The following is a 14,089-nucleotide window of genomic DNA, read 5'->3' on the forward strand; positions in this document are numbered from 1 at the left end:
TATTGTAAAAATATACCCAATTCAATCAATGAAATTGGGTATAAATTTCCATCTTATTAATATGGCTATGATTTATCTAAATGGTGGCTCATTAAAGGTTCTTAATTTACGAGAATGTAATTTATCTTCTTCGTCTTTTAATAACTCAATTGCATGAATACCTATTTGCAAATGCTCTGATACCGCACCTTCATAAAAGTGATTAGCTTGTCCTGGTAATTTTATTTCACCATGTAACGGTTTATCAGATACACATAACAAAGTGCCATAAGGAACGCGAAAACGATAACCTTGAGCGGCAATAGTGGCACTTTCCATATCCACGGCAACGGCTCGACTTAAACTAAATCGCCTTGATGTTGCTGAAAAACGTAATTCCCAATTGCGATCATCTGTTGTCACAACCGTTCCTGTTCTTAATCGTTGTTTGATTTCATGCCCAGGCTTACCGCTAATGGCTTTAGTGGCATCATAAAGTGCACGCTGAACTTCAGCAATATTAGGAATAGGAATATCTGGCGGTAATACAGCATCTAAAATATGATCATCTCGTAAATAAGCATGAGCTAAAACGTAATCACCTAATAATTGGCTTTCTCTTAAGCCTCCACAATGACCAATCATTAACCAAACATGAGGACGTAGAACCGCCAGATGATCACAAATTGTTTTGGCGTTTGACGGCCCAACACCAATATTCACTAATGTTATTCCCGGCCCTTCTTTTGCAATTAAATGATAGGCGGGCATTTGATATTTTTTCCATGTCAGATCAGAAATTAATTTTTCCGGATCAACCGTATCGGCGGTTATTTGCTGAAAACCTGCACAAGAAAGTACACAATATGGACTATTTTTATCAGCAACTTGTGCACAGGCCCAACGAACGAATTCATCCACATAGCGGTTATAATTGGTGAATAAAATATAAGGTTGCACATCTTCAGGTAAAGTTCCGGTATAATGCTTTAAACGAGCCAAAGAAAAATCCGTCCGTAGTGCATCAAAATGTGAAAGAGGTAAAAGCTCGCTGTCATCAATTAAACCATCGGTAATATCATCACCAATTTTAGAGAGATCGGTAGTCGGAAAATATTTTGCTAAAGAAGCGCTCATTGACCGATCAAAACCAATGCCAGTGCCATCAATGACAAAAGGATATGGTATCTCCTGTTTTGAGGCCGTCACTTCAAAAGAGACATGATAAGCATCTGCAATAAGTTGCAGTTGCTCAGTTAAATAATTTTCAAATAAAGTTGGATTGGTGATAGTAGTAGAATAAGTACCTGATTTTGATAAACGCCCATAAGCTCTTGTTTTATCTTCTTTTTTAACATCACCATACCAATGTACGGTTAATTGCGGATAAGCAAATAGACCTTCAGCCCTTTGTTTTATATCAGGTAATTTTCCATCTTGAGCATACATAATAATAGCATTACGTAAGGCATCAACAGCATTTTGATATTGTTGTTTTAACTCATTAATAATTTTTTGAATTTCTGGGTTATGAGGTTTTGACATAAAGGAGCCTCTACTTATTCTCACGTTTTTCACATCATAGCAAGAAGCTCTATTTTGACCAAAGAATAAAATTAATAAAAATTATATGAGCATTCTCCACCTAATGAGACTAGTTGTCCTTTATTTAGTTTTAACGTAATATCAACGCTGTCTTCTTTAATGATTTTATTTCGACTCAATAGATGGGAGAATAGCTCTCCTAGCTTTGGTTTTTTATTATTTAGTTGTTTTATTATCTCGTTCATCTTTTCATTTAAAATTTTATCATCAGTTATTTCGATATTATTATTAATAGCAACCATATCATAGATAAAATTATATAACTTACTTTCAAATGGTTGAGCTAAGGGAATATCTAGATTTATTTTATCGCTACTTTTTTTAAAAAATTTTATTTTTAATTCAATTAAATCATCAGAAAGAGTCTTTATACTATAAATTTGTTCTTGCTTAACAACATTACTCATAGAAAAAGATGTTGTTAATGTGTAGTAATCAAAAGAATCATTATATGATTTAATTAAGGTGATCCCTTCTTGATTTAGTAAATAATAAATTGCCTTTTTATTTTCCTCTGAGATATCTTTAGTTAAAGTTTCAAATTCTTCCATTGCCTCGTCTTGATCTTTACTTTTTATTTCTTTACCATTGAAAATATAAGTATTTCTATTTATATCTTTTATTAGTGCCTTTTTTATATTTAAGTTAGCATTATCATTTTCTAAGTTAATATTATCATTTTCTGTATCTAAGTTAGTATTATCATTTTCTATCGCTTTGCTTACGAGCTGTCTTATTGCACTAAAGTTAACTTGATTAAAGTTACTTTTATTAAGCTTTAAGTCTATTTCACCAGAACGTATTTTATTATCTAATTCAATATACAACTCAGCAAAAATTTGATCATTAAGCTCATTTTTATCTAACTTTTCATATAGATATTTCAATGCAATTTCATTAGAAAAAATTGATGAATGCCGATTAAATGCATTAATTATTGTTGACATTTTATTAAGTTGTTCATTGTCTATATCCGTTATAGAAATATTATAATTATCTATTGAAATCGTAATATTTTTATCATTATCATTATCATTAATATCAATTTTTATTCTTTCTTTATATGCATCTGAAGCCATAGTTTTTAGCATTAAAACATGATATAGCATTTTAAAATGATTTTTGTCATCAAATAGATCTTGATATACAATATTTTCAACTGTTTTTAGTGCTTTTTCTCTTTTGCTTGATTGGAACCAGTCTTTTATTTTATCCCATAATGACATCACATCTTTTGTTTTTTCTCCTTGTGATATTCTTAATATTTGTGAATTAGAAATATCATTGTGATTAATTTTTACACTCATCATATTTTCCTCTTAAATTAACCATATAATAATTAAAATTACATTTAAGAGAAGAACACTTTTAGTGAAACTATGCTATAAAAAATCACCCACTATAAATCATATTAGTCGTATTTCCTTTAAGTTTATGGAATTAAAAAACTTAATACGATCGGCAAGGTAACTGCTGCAAGCATGGTTTGTGATGTAATGATCCCCGCCATTAGCTCAGAATCCCCTCCTAGCTGTCGAGTTAAAATATAAGAAGTTGGGGCTGTAGGGATAGAAAAGAAAATGACTAAAAGCATCATAACTAATGGAGACAAACCTAAAAAATTAGCAACACTATATGCAATTATCGGTACAATAAGCAACCGAGTCACTGTGTTAATACTAATCATTTTACTTTCTGCTTTTAGTGTTGATAAATGTAATGCCGCACCAATACAGATAAGCCCTAAAGGTAAACTAGTCGCAGCTAACAATTTTAGAAACTGATCGCTACCAAAAGGAAGCCCTATTCCTGATAAATTGATAACAATCCCTATTACGCAAGAGATAATTAATGGATTTTTAATGATTGGGAAGATTAATTGACGAAAAGTTACATTTTGCCCTGCGGTTAAACAAAGCACTGAAGTCACATTTGATAGAGGAACCAAGGTTGCTAATATCAAAGCAGCTATTCCTAAACCTTCAACGCCAAATAAATCAGCGACAATAGCTAAACCTAAATAAGTGTTAAACCGAATATTGCCTTGAACGATCGCACCAAAACGGCCAGCAGACCAGCCGGTTATTTTTTTAAAAATAACACACAAAATAGTGGTAATGATGACTACTGAGAAAATAGCCCCAGCAAGGTGAGGTAATTGAGGATCAGATAAAGGAGCATTAGCCAAGCTATTGAGAAGTAATGCAGGAAAGAGTAAAAAATAATTTAATTTTTCAGCTCCTACCCAAAATGCAGGTTCAAATGCTTTATTTCTTCTTAAAATAGCGCCTAGCGCAATTAACGCAAATAAAGGCCATAACGTTAACAACACATTTTGCATAGTGTTTGCCCCAGAAAAATAGTCATAATTTACAATATCGTAACATTAGCAAAATTACCAACTGATATTGTTAATATAAAAGCTAATTCAAAAAATGATAAAAATAAAAAATTTTCGCATTTTAAGCCCAACTTTTTCTGTTCTATAATGCTAGGTATAATTTTTATGTCAATAAGGCACTATTTATAAATTTTATAAATCAATATACATTCGATAACAGTGTAAACTTGCCTGAGCCAAGTTAGAATAGTACTCTCGCTCTTCTAAAACAGTGAACCCTTGTTTTAAATAAAATAGCATCGCATTAGGCGTTGCATCTAAAAATAATTTAACAAAATTTCTTTGTTTAGCTTCATATTGTAGCTGTTTAAGAATAAGTCCTGCATATCCTTTTCCCATGCATTCCGGTAATGTAAAAATAGCTTCAGCAAAGCCTGTTTTAAGATCTAAAAATCCAGAAGCTACGGGAATAGATAATTTTTTATCATCAATAACATAGAAAGGATTATTAATAATAGATTGTCTATAGCCGTCAGGCATTTCATCAGGAGTCCAAGCGGCTAATATATCGGGTGGATAGACATGTTGACAGCCAAAACGTAACGCTTTATTTCTTAAATACCATAATCGTTTTGCTTCATGAGGCTCCGCAAGCCTAAGTTGAACACCTTCCATTATAACCTCATTAGCCACTGTATATATTGCAATTATAGAAGTTATTATTCACTATTTTTATATTTTCTTCTTATACCACTATTATAATATTATTTTTATAATGTCCTAAGTGTATCCATTACGCCTGATACACTTAGGATAATTCACTTATTAGTTAACTATTTTAGTATGGTTATCTTATTATTTTCATCATTATTACACTCAACATTATTCGAAGATGGTAATAATAATGCAATAACGTATCCTAATAATAAAATAAAACGCACTATCACCATTGTATCTGAAGAAATAAGTAATGGATATGGTGTAAGGACCATGGTGCCAATGGTAAAGATCAGTGCAATAGTGATAGGATATTTGAAACCGAAATCTCTTACTCGTTGAGTTAAAATAAGTGCAAATACGTAGATTTGTGCTATTAATAATATGAATTCGACTATACCATAAGAACTAAAAGAGAATTGGTAGAAAAATAATTTATCAGGATCATTCTCAACGGAATCAGGTAACAAGGTCATAAATAACATATATATTAAACCGTTTACAATACCAAATAACACAGAAAAAACCACTTCTGCTCCTAAAAAAGAGAGTCTATCCCGTCTTTTTTCCTTCCATTGATAAACTATTTTAGTTTTCATATTCAATCCTTTCTATTTTAAAATTGTGTTCTTTCATATCATATATAATATACTTAATATTTTTACCTAAAACTATATGTTTATAAGACAGTATAAGCAATTCTAACATCTTCTGTTTTGATTATTGAAAGAGACAATCAACAAAGTTCTAAATACTTTTAAGCACATATGATGAAATTTTAAACGCACTATATTGGCTCTAAATAGATACTAACGCTCTTTTATCTAATTGATAATAGAGCGGTTTTATCATTTTAAAATTTATTTCACCATTTTATTGATCCACTTAATTTCTTCGTTAGTGAATCGAATATTGCTTTCTTTATTTGTATCAGTATCTTGCAATATTTTTTCTTTAATTAACTGACTGACAGGGACAATAATATTAAAATGGTCTCCATTTTTTATATTATAAATTTTCAGAGGAATATCGTGTTCCATTGCAACCACACGCAATTGATTGAATTCATCCCAAAAATAATCATGACCTTCAAAATAAAATGTTGGTGTTTTTATTGATTTAATATAGCGGTATACAGAGCGGACATTAAATTCTTCTTCGTTATTTTTATCAAAGGGTAATTCAACCATCATCCGCCCTTCTGTGCGTAGTTTAAGATCAGGTATTCCTCCTAAAGAGAATATTGCCCTGAATTTATCACTGTATTCACTAGCCAATAATGCTCTCGTTCCCCCAGTGCTATGTCCTACTACGTAAATACGTTTAGGATCAACATAAGGTAATGACGCTAAATATTCTCTAGCTGAGTCTAAATCTTCTAATTCACCATAAAACATTTCATAGCGACCAGGGTTGGTATTTTCACCACGAAAAGAAGGTATCATGAGTACCATATTAGGATCACGAAACGTCGCTCCTGTTTGGTCATTTTCAACTGGTTGTGGTGTCCAAAAATAATCATCTCCTCCTATCCCACCATATCCTCCATTCAGCCAAATCACCGCTGGTAGTTTATTTTTTTTATTCGCCGGCGGAGGGGTTAAATAAGCATACATATCACCTAGTTTGGTGGGATATTTAACTACATTGAATATTTCTGCTGGCGCTTCCCAAGGTGCTTCAGTATTGTCAAAACTATCATTTATAATTTGTGTTTTAAAACGCTGATGTGCTTCAAATAAGGTTTCATCGCGAACATCGATATTCGCATTTGCCGAGAAAGTACCAATTGTTAGTAAAGAAAAAATAAGCGCAGGAGCAATTTGTCTAAAACATCTCTTTTTTAGATCCATATCAATCAATTTCCTTATAGATTATTTAAGTAGTGGAATAATAGTATAGATTGCTTAAAAATTTTGAATAGCATTTTTCTTGAACAAAGAAAAATAGATGTAAAAAGTATCTTAATTGGAATGGTTAAATTGCTTAAAAATTAAATACTGTTTATCAAAACATCTTCATCTGTTTTTCTCTTCGATGTGATCTAGGTAACTCATCCATCGGGATCTCAAAACCTTCAGGTAACTCTTGTGGAATAGTTTTTGTTAGATAAATCTACACTGAGGTTATTGTCGTAAAAGAGCAGCCAGACAGCATGTTTTGACATTGGTGGTAGCTTCTACGGGGTTCACTGCTCATGGATTTACTGGTTTTTGTATAAGTCACAGCGCCACATAGGGGACAATTGAACGCCATTTTTTAACCTAGGATTTGGAGTATGCCTTAAGCTGGGCTACTCTTTTCATAACAAAAATCAATTAAAAGGATTTCATCATATGTCTAAGGGTTCATATTCTTCTAAAATCACATTATTGATATCCGTATCTGTCCTTATATCACCTATAATATTATTTATTTATCTTAGTACACTAAGTGCTCAAAATTTCTTTTCTTTTTTATTACAAGAGAGCTACTTATTCCCTTACCTGATATTTATTTCTATCGCTTGGTTTATTTTTACATTTATATTTTATAGCCTTCCATTTTTAACATTTAAATTTATTAATCTATCTATTAAAATAACCAATGATAATAATATAAAACAAAACTTTGGATTATCTACCTGGAGTTATTTGTTATCAATATGTATAAGTCCAATTATAATATTTTCTATGATTTATTTAACTACGGACTATCCCAAATATGTGAAACTCATGGCATTCATAATATTTATGATTATGATACTGCTAATATTACGATACAAGAATAATGTTAAAATAATAAGAATAAAATTAATTTTTTATAAGATTATTCTATGTAAAACCATTAGTATTTTATTTTTAACAATAATTTTTATTATAGTTTATAATTATTTTAGCGAAAAAAAATATCATTTGGCATCTGTGCCTTACTTTCTTTGCCTTTCATTTGTATTAACCGAAACTATTTTTAATTTCAAAAAAGCCCAAAAAGAATTATTCCGCTCAGTGAAAAAAAATTTCCAAACAATAATAAAAACACCTTACTTCATGACGCACCCCAATGAATTTAAAGATATTTTTAGAAGTAAAAAAGACAACAACAGAATAACAAATCTAGATAGATTTATAATGCTATTATTGTTTTCACTGCTTATTATTCCTATGTCTATACTATCTATCTCTGCATTAGTAAATAACCTTGATGGTGAAATGCAATTAGAGGAAGCATTCATACCATTTATTATATTGTGCTTTATCTTATATACAATTCCAAACATGATGCTTTTACTCCCAAACATTGGGAACATAAAAAAAACTGTTTACCTTTCACTTTATTTAATATTTTTATCCTTCACCACTAATATTCTTAATCTTCTGGCTTATAAAACCTTTGACTCCATACATTTCATTAATAAAAACAAAATCGAAATAACATCAAAAAAATGGCATGATGCTGACATACCTATTCCTGCAACACTGAATAAAATTCAAATGACTGCTTTCAATGCATTTCAAACACCAACCCATTCTATCTTTTGTAACTACGATGATATAAAATCATTAACCACAAAAATTGAATTTGTTTTCTTTAAACATGAAAAAACTCCTCCTAAATGTATATTTGTCAACAATGACGATGTGAGTCTAGTTGAAAAGGATTAGTTTATAATATTAACAGAACCTCTGATGAGGTTACTCCTCATTCAATACCAACATCTATGATCCTTATTTCTAACTCCAAATTTGTGATAAAGCCGTGATCATCGAGTTAATGAACAACACGGCTAATCCCCCACTGGTGCGGTTTAAATCCAGTTACAGTGACAGGCGTGCCCCCTAGGCCAATGTAATATTAAATCCTACTACGCCCCTTTGTCATTTTGACCACTTTGCGGCAGCGGCACATTTAGCGAATTGCTCGTTTTTAAAGGTTTGTCGCATCACAAAAACATTACCCTCAGCACCCTCAATATAATCGCCCTCTTTTTTTGCTCTACTTCTCTTTTTTGGTTTTTTGCTTGCGTTTTAGATGGATTTTCTTTTGTTTGTCGTAGTTCAAATCGAGCTAGTAAGCTTGTATACCGGTGGCTTTGGTGATGTTGAAAAAGCAGTAAAAATTTTCTTTCGTAATGAGTTGACGCCGCTACAAAGCAAGATATTACAAATTAATGATTGGCTAGGTGAAGAAGTGATTAAGCTTGATAAGTACACACTAGATGATAAGTAACCTCACCACACAAAGAACAATACCGCCGACACTGGCGGTACTTTTTTGCCTATAAGGTATAGGTATCCGTCTGACTAATAACAATAGTGACTCAACTCTATTATACCTTTTACACCCTGACAAGGCGAATCCGCCTAATTTTCACCCTCTCAAACCCGTATTAAATGTGCCTACAATCCATTTTAAGCGTACATAGATAACTTTATCTTGTTTTAATCGCACTACGCGCTGGAAATTTGCGAACAATAATGTTTTTAACTCCCTCAAAACGCAATCGTGCCCCTCCACCACGCCCGCTCACTAAATGTATCGGTTTTTGTGCAACTGCAGACAGTAGCTAATGTCACACTTATACTGATAAAGGACTAAAATATTGTTAGTACTAAAATCATACAAATTTATGCTAAATTACTCAGAACTTACTAATTATGATATTTCGGAGATGTCTTGCTCTAACTCTTTAACAGAGATTGATATTTTTTGTCTAAACATTTTACGGACTTGTTCGTTTCTAAGAGAATCTACCCTTTTTTTATCTAACCACATTAACAGCATTTCTCTTTGTTGCTTAATAGTCAAATTATCTAAATTAGGTATATATTTATGTTCATTTTTATCGCCTCTACGCAATTCATAATATGCTTTAATCAAGGACTTAATCTTAATTTCATTTTCTAATCCAAATCTAACCAACATTTTTTTTATAACATGATTTAGAGAGCGTAATTGAGTAGTTGATGAAATTTGTGAGAAATAAGCTACCCAACCAAATCGTCGGCCTTCAAATATACACCCTGTTATGCGTAAATTTAATTTCCATTTACAATATGCTAATGCTCTGTTTCTAATTTCCTTATTTCTAATTTCAGATACACCTTTGTATTTGGATAAATTATATTTAAAAGCCGTCAGTATTTTTGCTATAGATGATTCAAACCTAAGTATACTTTCTTTCTTAACTAGAATTTGATTGGATTTTATACTATAACCGAGAAAGGAAAAATCTTTGGCAAAAGTTGCAACTTCTGATTTAGACCCATCAACACCTATTGGGTGCGGTTTAAGCCCCATAAACTCTAACTTTGCTATTAAATTTTTTGCAAGAGTTGTAGCACAACCTGACTTAGTTAAAATTAAAATATCATCAACATATCTTTTGTACCAAATATTAGGTATTGAGCTAATTTGTTTATCAATCACTTGCAAAGAAATTTCGGCTAATATATTTGAAATTGATAAACCTTGAGGAACGCCAACATCATTATCTTCAGTATCTTTTTTTCCTATATTGCCATTTACCGTAGGGGTTTTAATTGCTTTATTTATAATATCTCTAATTTCTTTTTTATATATTTTACTTTTTAATGATTTTTTTATTAGTTCATGAGGAATGGATGGATAAAAACTTTGTAAATCTATTTTTATATATTCGCTATATTCTTTACTTTCCAATGCTAAACTTAATGACCTAATCACATCTTGAGGTAATGACAATTTTGCATCAGGAAATATTTGAGCAAGGCTATCACAAATTGCTCTTAGAGTTATTCGATCCCTTGCCGTTGGAATTGATATTTGTCTAGGAAAAGATGATGCACCTTTGGATATTAACTTTTCTTTATATGCCGTAAACTTATAACTTCCATCATGATATTTTCTAGAAATCAGAGATGCTTCATCTGATATGTTATTCGTTAGACTACTTGGTTTTATCCTATCTAAACCAATTGCCCCAGAACCTTCTATTTTCTCTGTATAGATCTTTGTTAGGTTTCGTTCTGAAAAGTTTTTTTTAAAAATTAATGACGCAATCATTCAAATATCCAATAAAAAGATAGAAAAAGGAGCGATATAAAAAAATATGCAACATAACATCCGAAAAATAATAGCAGCATAAACATAAATGATTTCTACTATTTTAGGTTTTCGATTTTTTAAGCCATGAGCAAAAACTCTAAATTTTTTATCATCAAGATCATTATGATTTTCTATATCTTTTAATAAATAAAAATATTTATTTACAACTTCACTATTATTAACTAATGGACATGAACTATAAAGCTCTTGTAAAGCTAAATAGTTTTCACGCATTTTCAATGAACGCCCTCTAAAATCTCGATTTGATATAACAAGAGAGATAACAAGAAGCGCAACGGACATTATTGATGCATAAATACTCGTATTTTTACCTAATATCTCTGGGTACGGAATAGATACAATAGCTAGAGTTACACCTAAAATAGCATACCAAACTAATAGTAGTTGCGAATGAAAATCCCACCACTCAAGTCTATTACATGCTTGAATTCGGGCTTTATATGTAAACCAAATATTGTCATTGTCATTGTCATTGTCATTGTCATTGTCATTGTCATTGTGCATAAAATCTGTTCCTAAAAAGTAAAAGAGGCAAGTAGTTTTGAGATAACTTTGAACATCCAAAAGGATCAGTGGTTATTCACCAACAGTATAAATACTGTTCTTTATTAGAGCCACCCCTACCTAAATAGGAGGAAAAACCTGCCTCTTTGAATAAATTAAACTAATATTTCATACATAAATCAAAAGTATTTCTATGGTACGAGACTTTTATCACATAATATCTAAGAGTTTCTCATTCAGAATAAAATAATATATTGAATTCGTGTATTTAATGAACATTATTAATGATGTTCATTAAATTACTTTGTTAGTTTTCAGCAAACAAAAACATCAACCGATATTCGCCCTCTTAGCGACTTAATTGATATTTGCTGGGAAGTGTTCGGCAAAAATACACCTTATGGAAGAATGACGCATCTAAGGGTAAGACGTATTGCTGAATCACTGAATAATCCCCCTGTTTGCCAATTAACCGATAAGCAATTGGTACTCTATCGTGAACTCAGGCTCGCTTCTGGCGTAAAAGCTTCAACGATAAATAGGGATATGTCAGCACTCGGCGGTATGTTTACTGCGCTTAAAAAAACGGATTTCTTTTTAAGTAAACATCCCGTTCAAGGAATATCACGGTTAAAACAGCAAACGACTGAAATGTCATATCTAACAGATAATGAAATTCAGCAATTATTGGCATTATTGAAAAGTGACAACCTAAAAGTTGCCGTTCTTTGTTTAAGTACTGGCGCCCGTTGGGGCGAAGCGCTCAAGCTAAAACGTGAACATGTGATCCAAAATAAGGTGAGATTTACGCACACAAAAACTAATAAGCCAAGAATTGTGCCAATTTCTCAAGCTGTTACTGACATGATTTGTACAAAGAAATCAGGATTGCTCTTTACTGAAACATCTTATCACATGTTTCGTAGAGCAATTAAAAAGTGAAACCGAGTATGGCATTAGGTCAGGCAACCCACGCATTACGCCATACATTCGCCACCCATTTTATGATGAACGACGGAAGTATTATTACGTTACAACGCATCTTAGGACACACTAATTTGCAACAAACGTTGACCTATGCACACTTTGCACCAGACTTCTTACAAGATGCCATTCAATATAACCCCTTGAAAGGTAGTACAGAATTACTGGTTTAGAGTGTCCACATATTGTCCACACTTGAACACTTAAGGGCACTTTTCAGCCATTTTTGATGATTTTATGTACAAAAAAAGGCATCTTAAAAAAGATGCCTTTCTCTATAACTTATTGATTATCTTTGATTTGCTTATTTTGCCGTTGTGCGAATTAAGTAATCAAAGGCGCTTAATGAGGCTTTTGCACCTTCACCCGCGGCGATAATAATTTGTTTATAAGGAACAGTTGTACAGTCACCCGCAGCAAATACCCCTTTAATATTGGTTTCACCACGTGGATCAACCACGATCTCACCAATTTTATTACGCTCAACAGTTCCTTCTAACCATTGTGTGTTTGGCAGTAAACCAATTTGGACGAAAATACCCGCTAAGGCAATATCATGCATAGAATCGTTAGTGCGATCTTTATATTTCAGTCCTGTTAACTTAGTGCCATCTCCATATACTTCTGTTGTTTGAGCATTTAAGATAACATCGACATTACTTAAGCTACGCAGTTTCTTTTGTAAAACAGCATCGGCTCTCATTTCTGAGGCAAATTCTAGTACGGTCACGTGCTCCACTAAACCAGCTAAGTCAATGGCAGCTTCAACACCGGAGTTACCACCACCAATAACAGCCACTCTTTTACCTTTAAATAGAGGACCATCACAATGTGGGCAGTATGTTACACCGCGAGTACGGTACTCGTTTTCACCGGGTACGTTCATATTTCTCCAGCGAGCACCCGTGGCAATAATTAAGCTACGGGTTTTTAAAATCGCACCAGATGCGGTTTCAATTTGGTGTAGATCACCTTCCGCTGCTCCCGGAATTAAACGGCTGACAGTTTGGCTGTCAATGACATCAACTTGATAATCATCAACGTGAGCTTTTAAAGCCCCTGCTAATTTTGCGCCTTCTGTTTTAGGTACAGAGATATAGTTTTCAATATCAACAGTATCGAGAACTTGTCCACCAAAACGTTCACCGATAAGACCTGTATTTAAGCCTTTACGTGCAGCATATACTGCCGCTGACGCCCCCGCAGGGCCGCTTCCGACAATCAGAACATCAAAGGCATCTTTTTTATTTAATAACTCTGCAGTGCGTTTTTCTGCATTGCTATCTACTTTGCTAACAATTTCAGCTAAAGTCATTCGACCTTGGCCAAACTCGTTGCCATTTAAGAATACCGCAGGAACGCCCATGATATTACGTTCCTGAATTTCATTTTGGAACATGCCTCCGTCAATCGCCGTATGGGTGATGTTCGGATTTAAAATCGCCATTAAGTTTAATGCCTGAACAACATCAGGGCAGTTATGACAAGAGAGCGAATAATAGGTTTCGAAATGAAACTCACCGTCTAACTGACGAATTTGTTCAAGTAATTCTGGGGCTTCTTTAGATGGATGACCACCGGTTTGTAATAATGCTAATACTAAAGAAGTAAACTCATGACCTAATGGCGAGCCTGCAAAACGAACGCCAGTTGTTTTCCCTGGGTTGGTAATAAGAAAAGATGGTTTGCGCACATTAGCACTGTTATCTTCACGGTATGTGACTTTATCAGATAACGGTTCAATTTCTTTTAATAAGGCTTGGATATCAGCAGAATGTTTGCTGTCGTCTAATGTTGCAACTAACTCAACTGGCTGGGTTAATCGTTCTAGGTAAGCTTTCAGTTGAGCTTTTAAATTATTATCTAACATTT

Annotated in this window: 13 protein-coding genes and 1 pseudogene; 4 read left to right on the forward strand and 10 right to left on the reverse strand. The window is 32.7% G+C overall.

What is annotated here, in order from left to right; genetic code table 11:
- Positions 1–72: 72 nt before the first annotated feature.
- From AACV01_RS02910 to AACV01_RS02940, 7 genes are all read right to left on the reverse strand, one after another.
- A complete protein-coding gene (locus AACV01_RS02910; protein ID WP_004242872.1) occupies positions 73–1,524 on the reverse strand; it encodes an AMP nucleosidase in 1,452 nt (483 codons plus the stop codon).
- Positions 1,525–1,595: 71 nt separating this feature from the next.
- Positions 1,596–2,894, reverse strand: coding sequence for a hypothetical protein (locus tag AACV01_RS02915; protein WP_161682386.1), 1,299 nt, complete (start codon positions 2,892–2,894; stop codon positions 1,596–1,598).
- A gap of 122 nt (positions 2,895–3,016) precedes the next feature.
- Positions 3,017–3,925 carry an AEC family transporter gene (locus AACV01_RS02920; protein ID WP_004248036.1) on the reverse strand — a complete coding sequence of 303 codons (909 nt, stop codon included), beginning with the start codon at positions 3,923–3,925 and terminating at the stop codon, positions 3,017–3,019.
- A gap of 192 nt (positions 3,926–4,117) precedes the next feature.
- The gene (locus AACV01_RS02925; RefSeq protein WP_049197104.1) at positions 4,118–4,600 is read right to left on the reverse strand and encodes a GNAT family N-acetyltransferase; all 483 of its coding nucleotides are present in this window, start codon (positions 4,598–4,600) and stop codon (positions 4,118–4,120) included.
- Between the two features lie 158 nt (positions 4,601–4,758).
- Positions 4,759–5,241: a hypothetical protein gene (locus AACV01_RS02930; protein ID WP_004242866.1), complete on the reverse strand. Its 483-nt coding sequence runs from the start codon at positions 5,239–5,241 to the stop codon at positions 4,759–4,761.
- A gap of 261 nt (positions 5,242–5,502) precedes the next feature.
- Positions 5,503–6,495 carry an alpha/beta hydrolase family protein gene (locus tag AACV01_RS02935; protein ID WP_049197106.1) on the reverse strand — a complete coding sequence of 331 codons (993 nt, stop codon included), beginning with the start codon at positions 6,493–6,495 and terminating at the stop codon, positions 5,503–5,505.
- Between the two features lie 262 nt (positions 6,496–6,757).
- The gene (locus tag AACV01_RS02940; protein WP_259695278.1) at positions 6,758–6,898 is read right to left on the reverse strand and encodes an ogr/Delta-like zinc finger family protein; all 141 of its coding nucleotides are present in this window, start codon (positions 6,896–6,898) and stop codon (positions 6,758–6,760) included.
- Between the two features lie 80 nt (positions 6,899–6,978).
- Here AACV01_RS02940 and AACV01_RS02945 point away from each other — a divergent pair, with 80 nt between their 5' ends.
- Both AACV01_RS02945 and AACV01_RS02950 read left to right on the forward strand, forming a co-directional pair.
- Positions 6,979–8,286, forward strand: coding sequence for a hypothetical protein (locus tag AACV01_RS02945; protein WP_060555128.1), 1,308 nt, complete (start codon positions 6,979–6,981; stop codon positions 8,284–8,286).
- A gap of 418 nt (positions 8,287–8,704) precedes the next feature.
- Positions 8,705–8,851, forward strand: a pseudogene (locus AACV01_RS02950) (phage portal protein); the annotation flags it as partial.
- Between the two features lie 426 nt (positions 8,852–9,277).
- On the opposite strand, the gene AACV01_RS02955 reads toward AACV01_RS02950, so the two are convergent.
- Both AACV01_RS02955 and AACV01_RS02960 read right to left on the reverse strand, forming a co-directional pair.
- Positions 9,278–10,666 carry a reverse transcriptase domain-containing protein gene (locus AACV01_RS02955; RefSeq protein ID WP_060555130.1) on the reverse strand — a complete coding sequence of 463 codons (1,389 nt, stop codon included), beginning with the start codon at positions 10,664–10,666 and terminating at the stop codon, positions 9,278–9,280.
- The gene (locus tag AACV01_RS02960; RefSeq protein WP_161682388.1) at positions 10,667–11,233 is read right to left on the reverse strand and encodes an SLATT domain-containing protein; all 567 of its coding nucleotides are present in this window, start codon (positions 11,231–11,233) and stop codon (positions 10,667–10,669) included.
- 378 nt (positions 11,234–11,611) lie between these two features.
- Between AACV01_RS02960 and AACV01_RS02965 the strand changes: the two genes are divergently transcribed.
- Positions 11,612–12,175: a phage integrase gene (locus AACV01_RS02965; RefSeq protein WP_277274263.1), complete on the forward strand. Its 564-nt coding sequence runs from the start codon at positions 11,612–11,614 to the stop codon at positions 12,173–12,175.
- Positions 12,172–12,390, forward strand: a complete 219-nt coding sequence (locus AACV01_RS02970) for a tyrosine-type recombinase/integrase (RefSeq protein ID WP_275259465.1) — start codon at positions 12,172–12,174, stop codon at positions 12,388–12,390. Before AACV01_RS02965 ends, AACV01_RS02970 begins: the two co-directional genes overlap by 4 nt.
- Before the next feature lie 131 nt (positions 12,391–12,521).
- Here the strand turns inward: AACV01_RS02970 and ahpF are convergent, their stop codons facing one another.
- Complete coding sequence (ahpF, locus tag AACV01_RS02975; protein ID WP_020945621.1) at positions 12,522–14,087, reverse strand: alkyl hydroperoxide reductase subunit F; 1,566 nt, start codon at positions 14,085–14,087, stop codon at positions 12,522–12,524.
- Between the last annotated feature and the right edge of the window lie 2 nt (positions 14,088–14,089).

The sequence above is a fragment of the Proteus sp. G2609 genome, assembly GCF_963896135.1.
In the GTDB taxonomy this organism is placed as follows: Bacteria; Pseudomonadota; Gammaproteobacteria; order Enterobacterales; family Enterobacteriaceae; genus Proteus; species Proteus mirabilis.